This window comes from Saprospira sp. CCB-QB6, assembly GCF_028464065.1.
In the GTDB taxonomy this organism is placed as follows: Bacteria; Bacteroidota; Bacteroidia; order Chitinophagales; family Saprospiraceae; genus Saprospira.
This window is the reverse complement of record NZ_CP116808.1, coordinates 148,396-170,959: the sequence shown is the minus strand read 5'-3', so window position 1 is coordinate 170,959 and position 22,564 is coordinate 148,396. Positions and strand designations below refer to the sequence as shown.

General features: G+C 45.4%; 16 protein-coding genes. 14 read left to right on the top strand and 2 right to left on the bottom strand.

The annotated features are described in order from the left end of the window. Positions 1-1,324 precede the first annotated feature (1,324 nt). The 10 genes from PPO43_RS00695 (at position 1,325) to PPO43_RS00650 (ending at position 13,776) form a co-directional block, all read left to right on the top strand. A complete protein-coding gene (locus tag PPO43_RS00695) occupies positions 1,325-2,608 on the top strand; it encodes an ATP-dependent DNA helicase (RefSeq protein ID WP_272619866.1) in 1,284 nt (427 codons plus the stop codon). 315 nt (positions 2,609-2,923) lie between these two features. Beyond that, positions 2,924-3,424, top strand: coding sequence for a hypothetical protein (locus tag PPO43_RS00690; protein WP_272619865.1), 501 nt, complete (start codon positions 2,924-2,926; stop codon positions 3,422-3,424). A gap of 152 nt (positions 3,425-3,576) precedes the next feature. Beyond that, positions 3,577-4,638 carry a sensor histidine kinase gene (locus PPO43_RS00685; RefSeq protein WP_272619864.1) on the top strand — a complete coding sequence of 354 codons (1,062 nt, stop codon included), beginning with the start codon at positions 3,577-3,579 and terminating at the stop codon, positions 4,636-4,638. A gap of 4 nt (positions 4,639-4,642) precedes the next feature. Further along, positions 4,643-5,350, top strand: a complete 708-nt coding sequence (locus PPO43_RS00680; RefSeq protein WP_272619863.1) for a LytR/AlgR family response regulator transcription factor — start codon at positions 4,643-4,645, stop codon at positions 5,348-5,350. A 114-nt stretch (positions 5,351-5,464) separates the two neighbouring features. Then, the gene (locus PPO43_RS00675; protein ID WP_272619862.1) at positions 5,465-8,326 is read left to right on the top strand and encodes a TonB-dependent receptor; all 2,862 of its coding nucleotides are present in this window, start codon (positions 5,465-5,467) and stop codon (positions 8,324-8,326) included. Positions 8,327-8,664: 338 nt separating this feature from the next. Next, entirely contained in the window at positions 8,665-9,465 is an 801-nt protein-coding gene (locus PPO43_RS00670; protein WP_272619861.1) for a hypothetical protein, read from the top strand. A gap of 12 nt (positions 9,466-9,477) precedes the next feature. After that, positions 9,478-10,113, top strand: coding sequence for a hypothetical protein (locus PPO43_RS00665; protein WP_272619860.1), 636 nt, complete (start codon positions 9,478-9,480; stop codon positions 10,111-10,113). Next, entirely contained in the window at positions 10,113-10,388 is a 276-nt protein-coding gene (locus PPO43_RS00660; RefSeq protein WP_272619859.1) for a hypothetical protein, read from the top strand. The genes PPO43_RS00665 and PPO43_RS00660 overlap by 1 nt, the downstream gene beginning before the upstream one ends. A 187-nt stretch (positions 10,389-10,575) precedes the next feature. Next, complete coding sequence (locus tag PPO43_RS00655) at positions 10,576-13,107, top strand: DUF4268 domain-containing protein (RefSeq protein WP_272619858.1); 2,532 nt, start codon at positions 10,576-10,578, stop codon at positions 13,105-13,107. Positions 13,108-13,227: 120 nt separating this feature from the next. After that, positions 13,228-13,776 carry a DUF1573 domain-containing protein gene (locus tag PPO43_RS00650; RefSeq protein ID WP_272619857.1) on the top strand — a complete coding sequence of 183 codons (549 nt, stop codon included), beginning with the start codon at positions 13,228-13,230 and terminating at the stop codon, positions 13,774-13,776. A gap of 88 nt (positions 13,777-13,864) precedes the next feature. On the opposite strand, the gene PPO43_RS00645 is transcribed toward PPO43_RS00650, so the two are convergent. After that, a complete protein-coding gene (locus PPO43_RS00645) occupies positions 13,865-15,478 on the bottom strand; it encodes a CTP synthase (RefSeq protein ID WP_442985466.1) in 1,614 nt (537 codons plus the stop codon). A gap of 193 nt (positions 15,479-15,671) precedes the next feature. On the opposite strand from PPO43_RS00645, the gene PPO43_RS00640 reads away from it, so the two are divergent. From PPO43_RS00640 to accC, 4 genes are all read left to right on the top strand, one after another. Continuing rightward, the gene (locus PPO43_RS00640; RefSeq protein WP_272619855.1) at positions 15,672-16,340 is read left to right on the top strand and encodes a class I SAM-dependent methyltransferase; all 669 of its coding nucleotides are present in this window, start codon (positions 15,672-15,674) and stop codon (positions 16,338-16,340) included. 518 nt (positions 16,341-16,858) lie between these two features. After that, the gene (gene mazG / locus PPO43_RS00635) at positions 16,859-17,623 is read left to right on the top strand and encodes a nucleoside triphosphate pyrophosphohydrolase (RefSeq protein WP_272619854.1); all 765 of its coding nucleotides are present in this window, start codon (positions 16,859-16,861) and stop codon (positions 17,621-17,623) included. Between the two features lie 254 nt (positions 17,624-17,877). Next, positions 17,878-19,077: a pyridoxal phosphate-dependent aminotransferase gene (locus PPO43_RS00630; protein WP_272619853.1), complete on the top strand. Its 1,200-nt coding sequence runs from the start codon at positions 17,878-17,880 to the stop codon at positions 19,075-19,077. A 19-nt stretch (positions 19,078-19,096) separates the two neighbouring features. After that, positions 19,097-20,590, top strand: a complete 1,494-nt coding sequence (gene accC / locus PPO43_RS00625) for an acetyl-CoA carboxylase biotin carboxylase subunit (RefSeq protein ID WP_272619852.1) — start codon at positions 19,097-19,099, stop codon at positions 20,588-20,590. Positions 20,591-20,838: 248 nt separating this feature from the next. On the opposite strand, the gene PPO43_RS00620 is transcribed toward accC, so the two are convergent. Next, positions 20,839-22,533, bottom strand: a complete 1,695-nt coding sequence (locus tag PPO43_RS00620) for a tetratricopeptide repeat protein (RefSeq protein ID WP_272619851.1) — start codon at positions 22,531-22,533, stop codon at positions 20,839-20,841. Positions 22,534-22,564 lie beyond the last annotated feature (31 nt).

The window sequence follows — 22,564 nt, the reverse complement described above, 5'->3', positions numbered from 1 at the left end:
TGTTTTTGGGGGCTGCCCCTCGCCTGCGGCTCGGGTCGGGCTGTGTCAGGGCTCGCTATTCGCTCGGCCCTTCGCCAGCAAGCTGGCTCGGTCTGGCCTACGGCCACCCTTTTCCATCCCTCAGCCTGCGGCGCTTCGCGCCTGCAAAACCGGATAAAATAAGAGGCCCAATTTTCTCCAACTAGGGGCAAAGCTTAGCGAGCGCGCTAAGCCAATAAGAGCACAAGCCTTACTGGCCCGCCTTTTCCCTAAAATATACTTTCTTCTGGACTTTCCCTAAACTCTTCGCCTTGCCACCTGCCATCCTCTGTCCTTAATTAACTGCTCTAGGCTAGCTCCTATACGAGCTTTAAAGGCGATTCAGTTCTATCCCCTTAGGGCCAAAGAAAAATATATATTGATCTCTGCTCTTTTACTGGTCTCCATTTCTCTAGCTAGCTATTTGCGCCCTTCCATAGGACCAACAAAAGAATGCCCCTCTTTAATGACTAAAGATTTAGGATCAAATTTAATTAGCCTGCTTGCTGTGGCCGCCACAGGCCTGAGTCGTTTTGCGGATTTAGTTTTGTGGCGGCCACAGGCCCGAGTTGTCTTGTGGATTTAGCGTTGTGGCGGCCACAGGCCTGAGTTGTTTTGTGGATTTAGCTTTGTGGCGGCCACAGGCCTGAGTTGTTTTGTGGATTTAGCTTTGTGGCGGCCACAGGCCCGAGTTGTTTTGTGGATTTAGCCCTGTGGCCGCCATAGCCCCAAAACCGTTCGTGGATTTAGCTCTGTGGCGCCGCCAAGAGGTACGACAGCGCTGTCGGATGTCCTAGCAGCTCGACAGCGGGGCTTTTATTGCTGTTTGTACCCCAACTGTCAGCCATTGGCCAATAAGGAAAAGAAGAGACCCTAAAAAGCTGCTTATGTAAGATATAGCGGAGGAAAAAGAGGCTTATAAATAAGTGATAGGGCAAAAACAAGGAAAAGCAGTTTATGTCTAGGCCTCAGTTAAAGCTTGTCTTAAAAAATGGGAAAGGTAGCGCAGGGGATTGGGCTTAAGGCGGCTCTTAGTTAAAGGCAAAAAGGAAAGTTTATTCGTTGGACCAAAGCAGTTTTTGTTTAAAAGGCCAGCAAATAAAGAGGGGGCTGAAGACCAAGCAACTAAATAAGGGAAAAGATCAAATGAGCTGTTCAAGGGCTAGCTTGTAGGGGCAAATTGAATAGGCTGTTCCCTTTTAGGGCTAGGCTTAGGGAGATCAATAATCGGCAGCGGCTATCTGGGCCCAAACTTGAATAGCTCCTTAAAGATACCTATCTTAAGCGCCTAAGATAACTAAAGATTATGGAGACAGAAGAGATTGATTTGAATGCCGACTTTCAGGCTTGTTTAGAGGATATGGAGGCCGGTACCCCAGCTATGTTTATTACTGGAAAGGCGGGTACGGGAAAATCTACCTTATTGCGGGAGTTTGTCCGTAGAACCAAGAAAAAGGTGGTCGTATTGGCGCCTACTGGAATAGCGGCTTTGAATATTGGGGGGCAAACGATTCACTCTTTCTTTGGCTTTCCGCCTCGGCCCCTGCAAAGGAGTGAAATGAAGCCTAGGAAGAATCATCGTTTATACAAGGCCATTGATACGATCATTATAGATGAGATTTCGATGGTCCGTGCGGACATGATGGACCAGATAGATTTCTTTATGCGGGTCAATGGGCGGGACCGTTACCTACCCTTTGGGGGGGCGCAGCTCATTATGTTTGGCGATCTCTTTCAGTTGCCTCCTGTGATTAGCAGTCCAGAGGTTAGGCAGCAACTACAAGAGCGTTATGAGAGTCCCTATTTCTTCTCTGCAGAGGTCTTTTTTCAGATGGAGATCATTATGGCTGAATTAAGGGAGGTCTATCGGCAGTCGGATCGTCGATTTATCGGTTTATTGGATGCGGTTCGGCAGAGTGCTATGGATTATGATGAATTTATGGAGTTGAATGAGCGGCATATTCCCGATTTTCCAGAACAATCGGACTTCTACATCACTTTGGCGGCTAGAAACGCCCGAGTAGATGAAGTCAATCGAGCGAGGTTATTGGCTTTGGAGGGAGAGGAGTATAGTTATATAGCGGAGGTCTCTGGGCAGATGAATGTACAGCCAGCTCCCTCTCCACTGCGTTTAAAATTAGGGGCACAGGTGGTCTTCCTTAAAAATGATCCTAAGCGTCGCTATGCGAATGGGACCATTGGGAAAGTGGTCTACTTAGATTTTGATGAGATACAGGTGCAGGTTTATGGTCCTTTTGGAGATTTACAAACCATCAAGGTTGAAAAGTTTGAGTGGGAGATGATGACTCATCAGTTGAATGAGTCGGGAGAAATAGAGACCAAAGTTAGTGGAAGTTTCACGCAATATCCTTTGCGTTTGGCTTGGGCGATGACCATACACAAGAGTCAGGGAAAAACCTTTGATCGGGTATTGTTAGATATGCCCAAGGGGGCCTTTGAGTTTGGGCAAACTTATGTGGCCTTGAGCCGCTGCCGAACCTTTGAGGGCTTAGTACTCAAACATCCCTTAAAACCGCAAGACATTAGGGTAGATCCACGAGTATTAGAGTTCTATCAGCAGCACTTTTAGGGCAAAATGCTTTTGGCGGGAGCAGGCGCGAAGCGCCGCAGGCTGAGGGATGGAAAAGGGTGGCCGCAGGCCAGACCGAGCCAGCTTGCTGGCGAAGGGCCGAGCGAATAGCGAGCCCTGACACAGCCCGACCCGAGCCGCAGGCGAGGGGCAGCCCAATAGCCCAATAAAGATTCAAATAAAGGCTGTTGTGACAATATAATTTATTATAAAATTACTGTTGCTTGGAATTTTTTTTGCTGTATGTGGGATTGTATAAAAAATAATTCCATCAAATGCTCTTTAGCTCCCCATAAAGGGCCAAAACAATAGCCTATGCGACCGCTTCCCCTGTTTTTACTATTTATGCTCCTACAATTTCCGCTTTGGAGCCAGATGATGATTTCTACATCCCTAAGAGAAGATTTACGTTATAATGAAGAGAGCGAAGAATGGGTCTTGATGTCTTCTGATGAGGAGGAATTGACTTTTTTTGAGTTTAATGAGGAGATGAGTATGTTCAAGCATACGACACCTTCTATTAGTTCGGCTTACTTGATAAAGGAAGCGCGGCAAGATGAGGAGAATGAGATCTTTGAGTTTAGTATCGTCTCTGATGTAGGCAATCATTATGAGATGGTTTTAGACCCCAATGCAGAAGAGGTACGTTTTTACAAAGATTATGAGGGGGTAAAGATCATGGTACGGCATAAGGTAAAGCGGATTTGGTTTGAGGAGGAGGAGTCGGCTAGGGCTCCAGCCGTAGAAGAGAATGTATCGCCTCGACAGAATAAGGCGCCTCAATATGCTGAGCCGAAAGGCACGAAAAGAAGTTAATTAGACTGTTCAGCTTTATCATCCGGTAGTTTCCAAAGGGAGGCTGCCGGTTTTTTTATGGGCTAGAGTCATCTATAAGAAAGGGGGCTTAGTCTAGTTTAGGTGGCTAAAGCATAGAGATTATCGATATTTGTGTATAAACATGAATTATTATGTGCAGAGAAGATCAGCAGTTCAACTTTTCACCGAGTTGGCGCAAATTTATTTTTCACTTTTTGCCTTGGCTTATCTTATTGATCTCCCCTTTGTTATGGATAGATTGGCGGCATACGCATATTCCTTGGCAGAAGTTTTTGTTCAAGCATACATTAAACCTTGGCTTCAATCTACTAGTCTTCTATCTGAACTATTACGTTTGGGTAGGGCAATTACTTATTAAGCGAAAGTACTTGGCTTTTATCGGGCGTAATTTGGCCTTCTTTGTTCCGATGTTGGGGGTATTATATCTTTGTTATAGCCATATTTTGTCAGGACATTTTCTGGTAGATCAAGGACATAGTTATCGGCCTCCTATTTTCCTCATCTTGTTTGGCGACAGCCTAGCCTTTTCATTAAGTGTAGGCATAGCGAGTGTCATTCGGGTAACGCAGCGATTACAAACCGAGAAAGAGCGTTATCAGGAGATGGAGACGGAGCATTTGAAGTCGGAACTGATGTACTTGAAGTATCAGTTGCAGCCTCATTTCTTCTTTAACACCTTAAATAATATTTATGCGTTGATTGATTTGGCGCCCAAGATGGCTCAGGAGAATGTGCTTCGGCTTAGTCGGTTGATGCGGTACATTTTATATCATTCTGATGAGATGGCTGTGCCTTTGGCGGATGAAATACAGTTTCTACAAAACTATGTTGAGTTGATGCGCTTGCGTTATGCGCAGCATGTACAGATCGATATGGAGTTTCCGAAAGAACAGGGTTTGCAAGTACCTCCACTCTTGTTTATACCGCTTTTGGAGAATGCCTTTAAGCATGGAGTAGATGCTCGGCAGCCTTCTTTTATACAGTTGTCTTTACGCTTAGAAGAAGGTTGGCTTTGCTTTGAGGTGAAAAACTCCCTTTTTCCTAAAACGGAAAGTGATAAAAGCGGTTCGGGAATAGGTTTAGAGAATCTTTGCAAGCGTTTAGAGCTCTTTTATCCTGAACAGGACTATCAATTTGAACAAGGGGCCCAATCGGATTATTTCTTGGCCCGTCTTTGCCTTCCAAAATATTAAACTTATGCAAACATATTCTGTCATTGTGGCTGATGATGAGCCTTTGGCCTTATCCTTAGTTGAAAAATACGTCAAGCAAATCCCTTTTTTGCAGTTGATTGGCAGCCACAGTAATGCCCTCTCTGTTTTAGAGCAGTTGGAGGATGAATGGGTGGACTTGCTCATTCTTGATATTCAGATGCCCAATTTGAGTGGGATGCAACTGGCCCAGCAGTTGGCGGGGCAGGGGCATAAGATCATTTTTACCACAGCTTTTGAGCAGTATGCCATTCAGGGCTATAAAGTCAATGCTATAGACTATTTGCTCAAGCCTTTTGCCTTTGAAGAATTGTTATCGGCGGCCCAGAAGGCCAAGCAGCAGTTGCAAGAAAGCAGTGTTTTAGGCACAGAGGATTACCTTATTCTCAAATCAGACTATAAGCTGCAGCAGATTGCCTTAGATGACATTCTTTATATAGAAGGCTTAAAGGATTATGTGCGTATTCATCGCAAATCTACCGATAAAAGCTTGTTGAGTTTGCTCAGTATGAAGAGCTTACAAGCGCGTTTGCCTCGACATCGCTTTATGCGGGTTCATCGATCCTATATTGTCAATTTAGATAAGATATCGACTATAGAGCGGGGGCAGTTGTTATTTGGCAAGCAGCATATTCCCGTTTCGGACAAATACAAAGAGGCTTTTCAAGACTTTATTGATCGTCGATCTGTCTAGTGGTTTTGGGTAGCCACTCCTTGCTTTAGGCTGCCCTTAGCTAGAAAGCGAACGGTCAATCATGCTTGGTTTTTCTCTTCAGTTAGAATTTATCTAGTTCATCAATCCTGTACAATGAAATATTACATATCATTAGCATTCTTTCTGCTCCTTCATTGGAGCGCCTCGGCACAAGAGGGGCAGCTTAATGGGCGCCTTTTTGATGCAGAGAGTCAAGAGCCACTCATTGGGGCCAATGTTATCTTGCAGTCAACCAAAGACAGCACAAAACAATTTGGGAGTAGTTCCAACTTGGATGGCTTCTTCCAGTTACAGGCCCCTCAGGGGCCATACCTGCTCAAAATTTCCTTTTTGGGCTATGAAAAATATGAGCAGCCTTTTCTTTTAGATAAGGAAGAGGTAGACCTCGGACCTATTTTGCTCAAAGTTTCTGCCTTAGAAGAGGGCGTTGTAGATGTAGTAGGGAAAACGCCTCCTGCTGTACTCAAGGGCGATACCGTAGAATTTAATTCTAAGGCCTATAAAACCAACCCCAATGCTACGGCGGCGGATTTGGTAGAGAAAATGCCAGGTATTGAGATTGAGGATGGAACCGTAAAGGCCCAAGGGGAGACCGTTGAGCAGGTGGTGATTGATGGAAAGCCCTTTTTTGGTCAAGATGCTCGAAATACCTTAAAAAATCTACCAGCAGATATGGTCGATAAGGTACAGGTATATGATCAAAAGAGTCGACAGGCCCAGTTTTCGGGCTTTGAAGATGGAGAGGAGAGTAAAACGATCAATATTGTCTCTAAACCAGAGTATCGTTCAGGAACTTTTGGGCGAGTTTATGCCGGTTTGGGACATGATGATGGTCAAGAGCCCGAAGATGATTGGCGCTATCGCTTGGGGGGGGTATACAACCGCTTTAATGGCAATGAACGCATCTCAATTTTGGGCCAATGGAACAATATCAATGAGCAAAACTTTAGTTCAGAAGATTTGGCTGGCGTTGCGGCCTCGGGCGGCAGCGGTCGCCGTCGTTGGCGCGGTGGTAGCCTAGGCAACTTCCTTGTAGATGACAATGGCGGAATCAATGAAACTTATGCAGGAGGAATTAACTACAGCAATGAGTGGAATGAAAAGTGGAAGTTCAACGGAAGTTACTTCTTTAACCAAGTGAATAATACGGGCTTTGATTCTACCTTCCGTAGTTATATTTCTGAAGAGGAAGCAGGACAATACTATCTAGAGTCGCAAAGCCAGAATAGTACAAATATAAATCACCGAGCTACTTTCCGCTTAGAGTACAATATCAACGATCGCAATCAACTAGAGTTTGAGCCCAACTTTAGCATGCAAATCAATGAGGGGCAGCAGTTTGGTCAATCGCAGACTTACAATATTGAGCAGCCCTTGAATGCGAGTGAAAATCTGTTTAATAGTGAGTTGACGGCCTATAATTTGCGCAATCGCTTGCTCTATCGCCATCGCCTCAAGAAGAAGGGGCGGACCTTTTCTATCCGTCTACAACAGGAGATGAGTGGGCAGAGCGGAAACAACAAGCAAGAGTCTGTGAATAGCTATTATAGCCAAAATCAAATTGACTCTATTGATCAGTCCTCGGATTTGGACCAATACAGCCGTAGTTATTCGGCTCGTTTGGAGTATAGTGAGCCCATTAACCAGCAGATGCAGTTGCAATTCCGCTATGATCCTTCTATTAGCTATGGAGAAGCTGATCAGTTTACCTATAATTACGATGGGGGAGTCTATAGCCTCTTGGATACCTTGCTTTCTAATGAAGCAGATAGCCGCTACGACCGTCATCAGGCCTCAGTAGGCTTGCGTTATAACAAAAAAGGCTTGCGTATGTATGCCCGTGCTACGGCACAATGGGCTACCTTATCGGCAACACAGGTTTATCCGCAAGATTTTCAGAATAGCTACAACTTCTTTAATGTGCTCCCCTTCGCTATGATGCGGTACGAGATTTCTAAGACTAAGAATTTTGGACTATTCTACCGCTCGGGTACTGATGAACCCAGCATTGGGCAGTTGCAAGAGGTAGTAGACAATAGCAACCCCCTTCAATTGTCAATGGGTAACTCAAAATTGGTCCAGGCAACTAGCCACCGTATTCGCTTTCATTACGCCAACCCCAATCCTAGCAAAAACAGTATGTTCTTTGTAGGTTTTGGCGCTCAGTACAATAAAGATTACCTAGGACAAAGCACCTTCATTGCTTATCAGGATACTTCTTTCTTGGGGATTGATTTAGCTCAGGGAACGCAGCTAACACAGGATGTCAACTTGGACCGTCAGTATCAGTTGGATCTCTTTGCAGACTACAGTTTCCCTCTCAATTTTATCAAGTCTAACTTTGGGATTAAGCTGGGTGGCTCCTTCTCAGAAACGCCTAGCTTGATTAACAACGAATTGAACTACTCTCGCCAGCCGTCTGGCCGTTTGGGCTTCAAATTGAGCTCAAACATCAGCGAGAAGCTTGATTTTACCTTGAGTACCGATGGTAGCGTCAACTATTCAATCAACAGTTTGAATACAAGTTCTAACAACCGCTATTACAACCAAAACACTCGCTTGCGGGCTTATTGGAACCCTTGGAAAACCCTAGTGCTTCAAACGGATTTGAGCCACCAACACTATGCAGGTTTATCAGATGGCTTCAATACAGACTTCTTGCTTTGGAATGCGAGCATTTCTACGCTCTTATTCAAGAGCCAAAGAGGGGAGTTAGGCATTTATGTCTATGACATTTTGGGCCAAAACACTAGCCTTAGCCGAAGCTTTACGGCCAACTACATCGAGGACCAAATTGGGCAGGTGTTGGAGCGCTATTTCATGTTGCGCTTTAGCTATCGCTTTGTACCTAAAAAGGGTAGCCTAGTCGATGAGAAAAAATCTAAGGAAATGATCGAGCATCATCAGCGTCATCGCAGCGGTCGTGGTCCTGGTGGTCCTCCTCCTCCCCGTTAGGCTAAATTTGATTAGTTGATCAAGGCAATAGATCTTAAATTGCTTTTGAGAAGCTGATTATTTTGGGGCTGCCCCGCCCTTTGGGCGGGTCGCTCCCCTTCGCAGCTCGCTATTCGCTCGGCCCTGCGGCGGCTTTGCCGCCTGGGTCGGCCGCCAAGGGCGGCCCTGCTACGGGCAGCTCAGCCTGCGGGCCTATCGGCCCTGTCCGCCGCAAAAAAGGACCAAAACAAAAGGCCCTAGCTCGTCTCCAAGCTAGGGCCTTTTGCTTTTCTAAGAAAAAAGCTGTTATTTAATAGATATAATAGTATATTCGGACTTGAAACATCCCCATTCTACCTATGGAACCTATACTCAATTTAAATTTCATGCACCCTCAGTACGGCACCTTAATGAATGCCGAGGTGGACCTTAGTTTCTCTGCGGCGGAAATGCTAGAGCAGTTAGAATTAAGTGGCTTCATTCAGCGAGGGGGGCAATATCAACTGGCTTTTGGTGAGCAACTTTTGCAAGCCGAGCAGCAATTGCAGCAATTAAGTGATTTGTATGAGGGCAGTATCTTGCGGATAGAGCAAGAGGGACCAGCACAAAAGCATTTTATCTATATCCAGGACCCTTTGGGCCAAACCTATGCGCCTTTGCCCTTTGCAGAAGAGCAATTGCCCCAAGACGCCTTGTTGCAGCTAGTAGAGCAGGGCTTTTTGAACAGCCTAGCCGAGGATTTAAGCCTTTATTTTAAGGGAGAGGCCTTGGCTTTGGACCAAAGCTTTGGGGAACAGGGTTTAGCGGCTGGGGCCTATTTGCAGTTGCGCTCTGCACAGCAAGCCTCTATAGAGCAAGAGCTAGAAAGTCTGCAAAATCGACTGCAAGAATTGGAGCAGCAACAACAAGAGAAGCTTGATTTAATTATTGAACAATTGCCACCGCCTTCGGCCATCCCCATTGATCCAAACTATGCGGTTAGGCCAACGGCAGATCCCTATCAGAGTATAGATAGCTTATTGTATGCTTTGCGGGCAGAGGAAAACTTGCCCGTTTTGGAAAAAGTGCGCATTTGGAGCCCTATTCCCTTGATTATCTATATCTCTTTGGCTGTTTTGGCCTTAGCCGGGCTCGTTATCCTTATTGTACAACCCTTTTAATCCCCTATAGATATGAACTGGGACGAATTTGTCGAGCAGTTGCCCTTTTATGCCTTGAGCTTTACGGGCTTATTAGCTTTGGTGACGATTAGCTGGTTTTGGGCGCGTAGTCGCTTTATGGGCGAGTTGGCCAAATATCAAACAGAAATAGCCAAATTGCAATTGGGGCGCAACGATCAGTTATTTGCTTTGGAAGACGAGTGCAAGGCTAAGAATGAGCGCATTCGATTGATCTTGAAGGACCTCAAGCAGCAGCTTAGAGAAAAAAATGGAGAGATGGTTCGAGCGCGTCGGAATGAATTGAGTAATGTCTTTGTCTTAGATTATTGTCCAGCTATGCAAGCCTATTGTCGATTGGCCCAAGAAATCTTTGAGTTGGACCGAGATAAGCGCCAACAATTTATAGAAAACCATTTGAATCCCTTTTTGCAGCTGGCAGGAGACCTACTTCAGGTGTTGAATCAAAAGCAATTGATGGATATGGCAGGACCAGGTAGTTTGCCCATCCGTTATCAGTATATGGACTTTGACTTCGCCTTTGACTTTTTGCGGGCGCAGATTCGCTTTCAGGACTTTGATCTTAAACAAGCGCGTAAGGAGCATTTAGAGCGTTTGGGATTTGAGCGGGCCGTGAAAATCCATAACTAATGAAGAACAGTGCATTTTGGTTAGGCTTATTGTTAGGGATGTTATTGAGCTTGTTGGGGGCGGGAGCCTTCTTTTACTTCTACATCTATAGCGAGATAGAAAGTTTAAAGACAGAGACGAGAACAGAGTTCAACAGCTTTAAATCCTTTTGGGAAAGCGAGCTGAAGGAAGATGTATTGGATGCTAAATCAGCCGCTTGGAAGCTAGCAGAGGAGAAGTGGAAGGCCTATAGGGCCGAGCAGTTGGCCAAGGATAGTTTGGCTGCAGAAAACTAGTTTTGGAGGGGACAGGGCGCGGAGCGCCCGCAGGCTGAGGGATGGACAGCAGTGGCCCGCAGGGGCAGCCCGAAGCGCGCAGCGCTGAAGGGCCGAGCGAATAGCGAGCTGCGCAACAGCCCGACCCGCCCGCAGGGCGGGGCAGCCCCAAAAAAAGGAGAATATAAACTAAAAACAAAGACCAAATATGAACGCCAAAGAATTGGAGGTAGTCAGTTTTTTGAAAACTCCAGATACCCAGTTTATTATACCTATTTATCAGCGCAATTATGATTGGGGGCGGAAAGAGTGTTCGGATTTATTTAAGGACATTATAGATGTGGTGGAGCAGGATCGTTCGTCTCATTTTATAGGGAGCATTGTGTTTATTTATGAGGGTTTGGGGAGTAGTAGAGAGGTTCGAGAATTGGTGATTATTGATGGGCAGCAGCGCTTGACCAGTTTAAGTATTTTGTTGGTGGCCTTGTATCGCTTTGCTTTGGAGTCGGGGCAGGGGCGTTTAGCGGATAGAATTTACAAAAGTTATTTGTGCAATGAGTATGTGGAGGAAGAGCGGTATAAATTGAAGTTGAAGCAAACGGATAAGAATGCGCTTGCTTTTGAGGCGATACTTTGGGGAGAGGAGGATAAGCTAGAGGGGTATACTAAGGTCTTAGAGAACTATCGGTATTTTAGGAGTTTGGTCCATGCGGAGAACCTTCAGTTGATTGAGCAGGGGATAAAGCGGTTGATCTTTGTAGAGATTGCTTTGGAGCGAGGGAAAGATGATCCGCAGCGGATCTTTGAGAGTTTGAACTCGACGGGTTTGGATCTTTCGCAGTCTGACTTGATTCGGAATTATATTTTGATGGATTTGGAGCCTAAGGAGCAGGGGCGGGTATATAAGCGAGTTTGGTATCCGATAGAAGAGAATGCGAGGGATTGGGGGACGGAAAAGTCGATGGTATCGGCATTTATACGGGATTATTTAACCTTAAAGAACAAGGCGATACCGAATAAGTCGAAGGTCTACCAGACCTTTAAAGAGAAGTATCAGGATAAGAAGGGAGAGGAATATTGGAATGATTTGGAGCAGATCAAGAGTTTGTCTTATCATTATCATTCGTTTATTAACCCAAGAGCGGAGCGAGACAAGGATATTCGGCAGGAGTTGGAGTACATCAATCAATTGGAGGTCCATGTAGTTTATCCTTTTTTGTTGCAGCTTTTTGAGGACAAGGATAATGGGGTGATTTCTAAGTCGGATTTGATTGCGATTCTTCAGTTTTTGCAGGCTTATGTGTGGCGGCGGTTTATTGTGGGCTTGCCGACTAGTGTATTGAACAAGATCTTCATGGTTTTGTATGCAGAGGTAGATAGTGAGGACTATGTAAACTCTATTTACCTTTCAATTTTGCGTAAGAAAGGGGCGGGGCGTTTTCCCTTGGATGCGGAGTTGCAGCAGGCCTTGAGAGATAGGGATTTGTATAATATAACTGCTAGGAAGAGAGACTATTTGTTTGAGAAGTTAGAAAACTATAACAACAGAGAGTTTGTAGACACTAGTGATGAGCGGATTAGTGTAGAGCATATTTTTCCGCAGAAGCCTAGTGAGGCTTGGAGGGAGGAGTTGTCAGAGGAGGAGATAGATGCCTTTGAGCGTCGTTATTTGCATACGATAGGGAATTTGACCTTATCGGGCAATAATGGGGCTTTGGGGAATAAAACCTTTAGGGCCAAAAAGGAGATGAATATTCAGGGGAAAGAGCAAGGCTATCAGTATAGTCGACTTTGGTTGAATAAATACCTGAGTAGTTTAGCAGCTTGGGATTTGCGGGCTTATCATGAGCGGACGGCTTTGATTACAGCTCGTTTTTTGAAGATTTGGCCTTATCCGGAAGTTGAGCTCAATGAGGAGCTGTTGGAGCCAGAGATGAATATATTCGAGGCGAGTATGCCTAAGAATAAGAAGTTAGCCTATTTTATTTTTGAGGGAGAAAAGCTTGTAGAGCATAAGTTTACGCAGATGTATTTATATGTTTTGCGGCAGCTTTATCAGAAAGATGCGGCTTTGTTGCTGAGTCAGCCTGCTCGGCTTAAAGTCAGTGAGCGGGCTGAGGATTTTCGGGCGCCACAGTTGCTTGTCGGTTCCTATTTTGTAGAGACAAATTTAGATAGCAATAAGAAGTTTGTCATTTTGAAGCGTTTGCTGCCATCATTTGGTTTGGAGGATGCTTTAGCTATAAAATATGGGGAAGAAGAGGCCTTGGAAGAAAAGACAGCGGCTAGAAAGAAGGATCGTTTTTTCATGCGCAAGAAATATTGGACGCAACTATTGCCTCAAATAAAGGATACGACACTTTTTCAGCGGGTATCTCCTTCTAAGGATCATTGGCTAAGTTGTGGAGCAGGAACGACTAGTGTGTATTATAGTTTAATCATGACGAAGGATCATGCGAGGATTGAGCTTTCTATTATAGGGGCAGAGAAGGCGAAGAACAAGAAATTGTTTAAAAAGCTATTTGGGCAGAAGGAGGAGATAGAAGAGGTCTTTGGAGAAGCTTTAGTTTGGCAAGAGTTGCCGGATAATAAAATGAGTCGTATTCGCTTTGATTTGGAGGGGGTAAGTTTGGGCCGAGAAGAAGATTGGCCGAAGGCGAATCGTTTCTTTGTAGAGTATATTCCAAGGATGGAAAAGGCATTTTATCCCTATTTGAAGGGGAGGGGCGGAAAAGGCTAAACTTCTATCCTTTAAGTTTGTTTTAAAGGTCGGCCTTTCTCATTTTGAGAGGAAAGCCTTACTTTTGTTATCCGCAATGAATGCGGATAGATTATAATAACCAAAATTTCTCTTTACAAGATGAAAAGATTTGCAGCCCAATTTCTCAGCTTTGCATTCATTGGTCTTATGGCGTTTACATTTATGCAATGTGGCGGTGGTGTTTCTGCAGCTGAAGCAGAGGCCACAAAAGGCAATGTAGCTGTTCAGAATAACAATGTAGTAGGACCTACTGGAACGCAACCCCCTCAATCAATCCAGTCTCAACAGTCTGGCAACCCACAGGATGCCGTAGATCCAGCTATTGCTACTACAATGACGTTTAGTGAGGATGTTTTTGACTTTGGAACGATTAAAGAAGGCGAAAAAGTAAAACATACTTTTAAGTTTACGAATGAAGGAGAAAAGCCTTTGACAATTACTAATGCTAAAGGTTCTTGTGGTTGTACAGTTCCTAGCTACCCTAAAGAGCCTATCGCTCCAGGTGAATCTGGTGAAATTGAAGTAGAATTTAACTCTGCAAACAAAAAGGGCGCACAAACTAAGTTTGTAACCCTTAGTGCGAACACCATTCCTGCCGAAACTCGCTTGACGATTAAAGCAGATGTTGTTGCTACAGAAACAAAGTAATTGTTCCCCACATTCTTAGGGAATACACAAAAAGGAGTTGCAGCCCTAAGGCTACAACTCCTTTTTCTATTTTAGAAATACTAATGGCTTATTCTTCAGCTTCTTTATAGGCTAGAGCAGCACGGATAAAGTCGACAAAGAGGGGATGGGGGTTTTCTACTCGGCTTTTGTATTCGGGATGGAATTGCACGGCGACGAACCAGGGGTGATCTTGGAGTTCTACGGCTTCGACTAGTCCAGTTTCGGGATTACGGCCAGAGGCGATTAGTCCCGCTTCTTCGAATTCCGTTAGGTAGTTGTTATTAAATTCGTAGCGGTGTCGGTGGCGTTCAGAGATATCTTGGTGGCCATAGATTTTGGCCATTTTGCTGCCTGCTTTTAATTGGCAGGGGTAGGCGCCTAGGCGCATGCTACCGCCTAGGTTTTCGATAGCTTCTTGTTCTTCCATTAAGGAAATAACAGGATCTGGGGTTTGGGCTTGCATTTCGGTAGAGTTAGCTTGTTTGAGGCCGAGTACATTGCGGGCAAACTCGATCACGGCGCATTGCATACCGAGACAGATACCGAGGAAGGGAATTTTTTGTTCGCGTAGGTAGCGGATAGCGGTAATTTTACCTTCTACGCCTCTTTCGCCAAAGCCAGGAGCGACAAGAACGGCTGAAAGTCCTTTCAGTTCTTGAGCAACTGTACTATCATTGATATGGGCAGAATGGATATGGCGGATATTTACCTTGCATTCGTTGCTTACGCCAGCATGAATAAAAGCTTCATGGATAGATTTATAGGCATCTTGTAGCTCAATATACTTTCCGACCAGTCCGATTTCGATTTCATGCATAGGGTTTTTGAGTTGGCCCAAAAAGCCTTTCCAGCGGTCTAGTTTAGGTTCGTGTCGATCGAGTAGGCGAAGTTTGGTAAGGATATTACTATCGAGTTTTTCCTTGAGCATCAGCATAGGCACATCATAAATGCTTTTGGCGTCTCGGGCTTCGATTACAGAGGGGGCGTCTAGGTTGCAGAAGAGGGCCAATTTGCGTTTGATTTCCATGCTGAGGGGATGTTCGGTGCGGCAGACCAGAATGTCGGGTTGGATACCAGAGCCCAATAACTCTTTGACGGAGTGTTGAGTAGGTTTTGTTTTGAGTTCGCCAGCTGCACGCAGGTAAGGGACCAAAGTAAGGTGTACGGTTAGGCAGTTTTCTCGGCCGAGTTCCCAGCGCATTTGGCGCATGGCTTCGACATAGGGGAGAGATTCAATATCGCCGACTGTACCACCGATTTCGACCAAAACAATATCGTAATTCCCTTGATTGGCGAGGGACATAATATTGCGTTTGATTTCATTGGTAATATGAGGGACCACTTGCACGGTTTTACCGAGGTAATCCCCTGCGCGTTCTCTATTGATGACGCTTTGATAGATCCGGCCAGTCGTCACATTATTAGCCTGTGAGCTATTTTGGTTGAGGAAGCGTTCGTAATGGCCTAAGTCTAGATCTGTTTCGGCTCCATCTTCGGTTACATAGCATTCTCCATGTTCGTAGGGATTGAGGGTTCCTGGGTCTACATTGATGTAGGGGTCTAGTTTGAGGATGGTTACAGAGAATCCTCTAGCTTGCAGGAGTTTACCTACAGAAGCGGCGATAATACCTTTACCCAAAGAAGAGCTTACGCCTCCGGTCACAAAGATATATTTGGTCATAATGTTTTTCATAGCGTTCCAGATTTAGACAAGCGATAATGGGCGCAAAAATACGCTTTTTTTGTTCGGCTTAGGGCTTGTTAAATCAAATTACTGTTAAGAGCGAACTAGACTTTAAGTTGTTGTTTGGATTTATTCTAAATAAAAAACTATATCTTGGGGACTCAAATCTGGGAGCAATAAAAAAGGAGTTATGAAATCATCAGATCAGAAAGAGGATTGGAAAGCATTAGAAGAGCAGTTGTATTGTCCTTCTGGGGATATGGGGCTAAAGGTGGGGGAGCAGTTACATCAGAGTAATATAGGGATGACTTTAGCGAGTATAGAGGCTATGAATTTAAATTCGGGAGAGCTTGTTTTAGAGCTAGGACATGCGAATTGCAGTCATTTGGCTGAGCTTTTGGCTCAGGCTGAAGAGTTGCAGTTTTGGGGCTTGGAGATTTCGGCTTTAATGAAAGCGGAGGCGGAGCGGATTAACCAGTTTTATGTAGAGAAGGGAATTGCAAATTTTGCTTTATACGATGGGGTGAAATTGCCTTATGAGGGAAGTCGGTTTCATAAAATATTTACGGTGAATAGTATATATTTTTGGCCGAATCCAGTTGATTTTTTAGATCAGCTTTATGATTTATTGTTGCCTGGGGGCTGCTGTGTAATTTCTTTTGTATGGAAGGAAGTTATGTTGGATCTTCCTTTTGTTGGGGAGCATTTTAGGCTTTATGATAAAGAGGGTGTTTTAGCTTTAATAGAGGCTTCTAAGTTTGAAGAGTTTGAGGTCCTTCATCGTGAAGAACGAGTTTTGAGTAAGGCAAAAAAAGAGATTGATCGTCAATATGGAATTGTTAAGTTGTATAAGCCTTAGTTGTAGGGATGGAAATTAGGTTGTTTCTATAGGAAGCATTACATTGGGGAAGAGGTTAAACCCATTGCAGGCGAAGCAGCATTGAAACCCACAAAAAAGGGCCAGCAACAACTAGTTGCTGGCCCTTTCTGTTTTAAGCCAGCCCAATCGCCAAAAGCGCCGGCTTAGGGATGGAAAGTGGTGCGGCCTAGCCGCAGACCCAAGTTTTTGAGCATAGCGAAAAAACTGCAGGGCCGAGCAGACCTGCGAGCCACGACACAGCCCGACCCGCCCGATGATTCATGAGGGGGAACCCTCATTTTGTATCGCTCGCAAAGCGATATCGCTTTGCACTCGGTTTTAACTCAGCGGAAGGGGAAGCCCCAAAAAATACTTCCCCAAACCAAAAGAAAAGCAAGCAAAATCAAGGATAATTTTCCCGCCCCAGCTTATCAAAGCAAAAATTTAGCTTCTACAAACTTTGTTTTGTACATTTGTTACTCAAAGTAAACTCTCTTTTTGGACCAAAAATATTTGCCTTGCATACTGTATCCGAAAAATTAGCCGCCTTCGAGCGCGTACTCAAAATTATGGACGAGCTCCGAGAACAATGCCCCTGGGACCGCAAACAAACTCTCGAAAGCCTCCGCCACCTGACTATTGAAGAAACTTATGAATTGGCCGACGCCATTCTGGAAAATGACCTGGACGAACTCAAAGGCGAAATCGGCGATATTATGCTGCATATGGTCTTTTATTCCAAAATCGCTAGCGAACAAGGCGCCTTTGATGTGGCCGATGTCCTGAATAATCTCTGCGAAAAACTCATCCGTAGACACCCCCATATTTATGGCGATACCAAGGCCGAAGATGAGGCCACCGTCAAAGCCAATTGGGAGAAAATTAAACTGCAAGAAGGCAAAAAATCAGTCTTGCAAGGGGTGCCAAAATCATTGCCCGCCCTGGTCAAAGCCTACCGTATCCAAGAAAAAGCCAAGCAAGTGGGCTTCGAATGGGAGGAACGCCAAGCCGTTTTTGCTAAGGTCAAAGAAGAATTGGCCGAACTAGAAGCAGAGGTCGAAAATAACGAACAAGATAAAATTGAAGAGGAATTTGGCGACCTGCTTTTTTCTATGATCAATTATGCCCGCTTCCTCAAAGTGGATCCCGAACTGGCCCTAGAACGTTGCAATCGCAAGTTTATCAAACGCTTTCAATACATTGAAGAGCAGGCCGATAAACCACTAGACGAAATGAGTCTGAGCGAAATGGATGCGCTCTGGAATGAAGCAAAAACTAAGTAGGATGTCCTGCTTTTGGGGCCTCCCGCAGCAAGCTGCGGGCGCTACGTTTCGGGGCTCGCTGCTCGCTCGGCCCTTCAGCGCTGCGCGCTTCGGTCTGGCCTTTGGCCACCCCTGCACATCGCTAGGCCATTTTGGCCTTTCAGGCCAAAGGCGGCCAAGCCGCCTCCTATTGCCCAAACCAACAACATAAAGCAAAACAGCTAACAAGACAAAGGAGAACTTCTTCTTAAACAACGTAAAAAACAAGAAACAAGATGATAAAACGCGTCGCTCAACGCTTAGCACAAATGGAAGAATCGGCTACTTTGCGAATGGCCCAATTGGCTAGAGATGTAGCCGCTCAGGGACATCCCGTGATTAGCCTCAGCTTGGGAGAACCCGATTTTGATACGCCTCAACATATTAAGGATGCGGCAATTCGGGCATTACAAACAGGCTGTACCAAATATACCCCCGTAGCTGGTTTGCCCCAATTGCGCCAAGCCGTTTGCCATAAATTTAAGCGCGATAATAACCTAGATTATTCGCCAGATCAAATTGTGGTATCCAATGGCGCCAAGCAAGCTATTGCCAATCTTTCTATGGCCTTGCTAGAAGAAGGAGATGAGGCCATTATTTTGAGCCCTTATTGGGTTTCTTATAAGGAGATTTTAAATTTAAGTGGGGCCAGCGTGAAATTCGTTTCCGCAGGTATCGAACAAGACTTTAAAGTGTCTGCCGAGCAACTTAAAGCCGCTATCTCCGATAAAACACGTCTACTGATCTATTCTTCTCCCTGTAATCCAACAGGCAGTTTGCTGACAAAAGAAGAATTGGCCAGTTGGGTGGAGGTACTCAAAGAATTTCCCAATCTAATCATTGTTTCAGACGAAATTTATGAGTACATTAACTTCAGCGGAGAGGCCCACGCAAGTATGGCCCAATTTGACGAAATCAAAGAACAGGTCGTTATTGTCAACGGCTTTTCTAAAGGTTTTGCCATGACGGGCTGGCGTTTAGGCTATATGGCTGCTCCAAAATGGATTGCCGATGCCTGCATCAAAATTCAAGGACAGTTTACTTCTGGAGCCAACTCTTTTGGCCAAATGGCCGCTGCTTATGCCCTAGAAGCCGAACAAGAGGCAACTTTGGCAATGCGGGCCGCTTTTGAACGTCGCCGCAATTTATTGATTGAGTTACTGCGCCAAATTCCTGGTTTTAAGGTAAATAAACCCCAGGGAGCTTTTTACCTCTTTCCCGATGTTTCGGCCCTTTTTGGCAAAAGCTATGGAAAACATCAGATCCAAACAGATGAAGATTTGGTCCTTTATCTTTTGGAGACGGCTCATGTGGCTTTGGTAGGCGGTTCTGCCTTTGGCAATGCCAACTGCCTGCGCCTGAGCTACGCCCTGGGCGAAGATGATCTCAAAGAAGCTTGTCGCCGCATTGCGGAGGCTTGCGAAAAATTAAAATAATTTAAACGACAGATACGCAATGAAAAAAATATTGGTGGCCAACCGTGGCGAGATTGCCCTGCGCATTATGCGCAGCTGTAAAGAAATGGGAATTGCAACTGTGGCCGTTTATTCGGAGGCTGATCGCCTCGCTCCACATGTACGTTATGCCGATGAGGCGATTTGTTTGGGCCCAGCCCCTTCTAATCAATCTTACCTCTTAGCCGATAAAATTATTGAGGAAGCCAAAAAGTTAGGGGTAGATGGTATTCACCCCGGTTATGGTTTCTTGAGTGAAAATGCAGGCTTTTCAGCTGCTGTAGCTGCTGCAGGCCTCACCTTTATTGGGCCAAAACCTAAGGCAATTGAAATGATGGGGAGCAAATTGGCAGCTAAAGAAGCCACCAAAGCTTATGATATCCCCTTGGTGCCAGGTACGGATTATGCTTTAACCGATATTGAAGAAGCCAAAACCGTAGCCGCTGAGATTGGCTTTCCCATTCTCATTAAGGCCTCTGCTGGTGGAGGGGGAAAAGGAATGCGTATTGTCGAAAAGGCGGAAGAGCTAGAAGAGCAAATGAAAAGAGCCGTTTCTGAGGCCCAAAATGCCTTTGGCGATGGTTCTGTTTTTATTGAGAAGTACATTAGCTCTCCCCGCCATATTGAAATTCAGGTCCTTGCCGATGGGCATGGCAACGTGATCCACCTTTTTGAAAGAGAATGCTCGATCCAACGCCGCCACCAAAAGGTCATCGAAGAGGCGCCCTCTGTTATTTTGACCGAGGAACTGCGGGAAGCTATGGGCAAATCAGCCTGTGATGTGGCCCGTGCTTGTGATTATATAGGCGCTGGAACGGTAGAATTTATCTTTGACGAAAATAATAATTACTATTTCCTAGAGATGAATACTCGTTTGCAGGTAGAACATCCTGTAACAGAGCTTATCTCTGGAGTAGATTTGGTCCGCCAACAGATTCTAATTGCTAGGGGAGAAGTCTTGCAAATTAAGCAAGAGGATTTGAGGATTCAGGGACATGCGCTAGAGCTTCGGGTTTATGCAGAAGATCCCGCCAACAACTTCTTGCCTTCTATTGGTCGTTTGGAGCGCTACCGTGCTCCCAAAGGAGTGGGCGTTCGTTTGGATGATGGTTATGAGGAAGGAATGGAAATTCCAATTTACTATGATCCGATGATTGCCAAGTTGATTACTTATGGTAAGGATAGAGAAGAGGCCATCACTCGGATGTTGCGGGCTATTGAGGAATATGAAATTGATGGTCCAGCTACTACTTTGCCCTTTGGTCGCTTTGCTTTAGAGCATGAGGCTTTTGTGAGCGGGAAATTTGATACACATTTTGTCAAAAACTATTTCCGTCCCGAATTGCTTCAAAAAGAAGAGCCCGAAGAGGAGCTTTTGGCTGCTATGTTGGTAGCGCATTTGCTCGATCAAAAAGGGAATAAAGCTAGTGCTACAACGGCTAGCAACAATCAGGGCGCAAAGCGTTCTGCTTGGAAAGATAGAGCGAAGCACTAAGCTTTAGCGGAATAGCACAAAGGCCCAAAACTATTGTTTTGGGCCTTTGTTTTGGCTGAGGGGCTGGAGCAGGGCCGCCGCAGGCGGCAGACCAAGGAGCAAAGCGACGCAGGGCCGAGCAGAGCTGCGGAACGGCCCGACCCGACCGTAGGGAGGGGCAGCCCCAAAAGAAAATAGATCTGCTCCTGAACAGAAAAAGGGCATTAGCCAATTCGCTAATGCCCTTCTGTTTATGCTTAAGCAAAGCACTAGTTCAAGAAAGCGAGTTCTTCGGCCTGTTTTGCTTTTTGGTAAGCTGTTTTGATGGCTGGAGGGAGTGCCTCGGCGGTTTGTTCTTGGAAATAAATATCGAGTTTTGCGTCATCTTCGCCAATGCCACAGAGCACAAAGAAGGCTTTGCGGAGGCGGAACTGCATATTTTGGCTCATTTTGCCACTGTCTAGCGGTTGCAGCTCGATCGCTACGCCAGAGCTCGCTTCTTTGAGGATGCGATAAATGGCGCGGGTGGGTTTTTGGCCCAAATTAAGGAGGAAAAGTCCCTTGGGCGTAAGTTGTAAAAGCATGCCCTCAAAGGCTTTGAGCAAGAGGCTTTGCATCTCTTTGGGCAAGTCTTTGAGCAAGGGATTTTGAGCAATTGTGGCTTTGCGGTGAACTGTCCAAAGCTTGGCATCAACCTGTTGGATAAAGGGCGAATTGGCATTTTCGGCCATAGCGGCAGCAAATTCGTCCAGCATTTCGCCTTCTTCTTCCTTGGCCTTTTTAGCGAGGAAGTCGGCACAATGCAGCTTGAGCATATCCATGGCCTTTTCGTGAAATTCCTCATCGGCTTCTAGGAGCATTTCATAGGCATTGGCCAAATCGCCTTGGCGGATATAGAGCAGGCCAAGTTGATAAAAGCCTTCTGCTTTGCCGGCGGCTTCTCGGGTCATGCCCTCAAAAGCTTTTTCGGCTTCTGTCCAAGCTTCTAGAGCCAGGGCAATATGTCCTAATTTCTGATAGAGGGGCCAGCGGTTGTAGGCGGCCATATCCAAACCGAGTTCCAAGTACATTTTGGCCATAGGCAACTGCCCAAGTCGTTCTGCAGTTTGGGCCAAGAGCAGATAGCTTTCGCTATCATCGCCTTCGGCTTTCATGGCGGCTTTAAAATCGGCTTGAGCTTCTTTTAGTTTGTTGCGATAGAGAAGGGCACGGCCTTTTTTCTTGAGGGTATAAGCGGTTTGGCCACCCTGTTTCTTTTCGATATCCAAAACATCGGCAAAGCAATATTGGGCTTCTTCATAATTGGCCAGTTGCATATAATAGTCGCCCAAAGCGAGGCGATATTCAATGTTTTTGGGATCGCTAGCAATCAGTTGTCGGTAGGCTTTAATGGCGTCCTCGCTGCGTTCTAGCTTTTTGAGTAGAGAAATTTCTTGTTGGGCCAATAAGATAGCGCCTGCTTCTTCCCCCTTCAAAAACTGTAGGCTTTGTAGGGCCTCTTCATATTGCTCTAGTTGCTCTAGGCTATCCACTTTTAGGCGGAGGGCCAAGACATCATCAGGGGCTTGAGCCAATAATTTATTGAGTTGCAAGAGGCTTTTCTCCTCTTCTCCCTGGCTGCTATAATAAAGCGCTAGGGCATATTGCAAGTCTTTTTCTTCTGGAATTTCTTTTTGCAAAGCTTGCAAAAGGGCCAGGGCTTCTTCAGCTTCTCCTTTTTGCAGCAAACTCAGCGCTAGGGCCAAACGGTAATTGGCTTGGGGCGAGATCGCAATTGCTTTTTGGTAAAAATCAATCGCCTGCTCTTGGTCCTTGAGCAAACGATAGTATTCGGCCTGATAATAAAAACAGAAGGCCTCTTCGCCATATTCTGTTTTGGCCTCTTCAATTAAACTATCCAATTGGTAGAAATCAGCTTTCGACTGCGCCTCTTCCAAGGCAGCGATCAGTTCTACTTTTGTCATTTTTAAGGTTTTAATAGCTGTAGCTGGGCAA

Bases quoted from the DNA above. Each gene is read 5' to 3' on its own strand.
- PPO43_RS00675 (WP_272619862.1), top strand. From the start codon at position 5,465: ATGAAATATTACATATCATTAGCATTCTTTCTGCTCCTTCATTGGAGC.
- PPO43_RS00690 (WP_272619865.1), top strand. From the start codon at position 2,924: ATGCGACCGCTTCCCCTGTTTTTACTATTTATGCTCCTACAATTTCCG.
- PPO43_RS00630 (WP_272619853.1), top strand. From the start codon at position 17,878: ATGATAAAACGCGTCGCTCAACGCTTAGCACAAATGGAAGAATCGGCT.
- accC (WP_272619852.1), top strand. From the start codon at position 19,097: ATGAAAAAAATATTGGTGGCCAACCGTGGCGAGATTGCCCTGCGCATT.
- PPO43_RS00620 (WP_272619851.1), bottom strand. From the start codon at position 22,533: ATGACAAAAGTAGAACTGATCGCTGCCTTGGAAGAGGCGCAGTCGAAA.
- PPO43_RS00670 (WP_272619861.1), top strand. From the start codon at position 8,665: ATGGAACCTATACTCAATTTAAATTTCATGCACCCTCAGTACGGCACC.
- PPO43_RS00655 (WP_272619858.1), top strand. From the start codon at position 10,576: ATGAACGCCAAAGAATTGGAGGTAGTCAGTTTTTTGAAAACTCCAGAT.
- PPO43_RS00685 (WP_272619864.1), top strand. From the start codon at position 3,577: ATGTGCAGAGAAGATCAGCAGTTCAACTTTTCACCGAGTTGGCGCAAA.
- PPO43_RS00665 (WP_272619860.1), top strand. From the start codon at position 9,478: ATGAACTGGGACGAATTTGTCGAGCAGTTGCCCTTTTATGCCTTGAGC.
- PPO43_RS00645 (WP_442985466.1), bottom strand. From the start codon at position 15,478: ATGACCAAATATATCTTTGTGACCGGAGGCGTAAGCTCTTCTTTGGGT.
- PPO43_RS00660 (WP_272619859.1), top strand. From the start codon at position 10,113: ATGAAGAACAGTGCATTTTGGTTAGGCTTATTGTTAGGGATGTTATTG.
- PPO43_RS00680 (WP_272619863.1), top strand. From the start codon at position 4,643: ATGCAAACATATTCTGTCATTGTGGCTGATGATGAGCCTTTGGCCTTA.
- PPO43_RS00650 (WP_272619857.1), top strand. From the start codon at position 13,228: ATGAAAAGATTTGCAGCCCAATTTCTCAGCTTTGCATTCATTGGTCTT.
- PPO43_RS00640 (WP_272619855.1), top strand. From the start codon at position 15,672: ATGAAATCATCAGATCAGAAAGAGGATTGGAAAGCATTAGAAGAGCAG.
- PPO43_RS00695 (WP_272619866.1), top strand. From the start codon at position 1,325: ATGGAGACAGAAGAGATTGATTTGAATGCCGACTTTCAGGCTTGTTTA.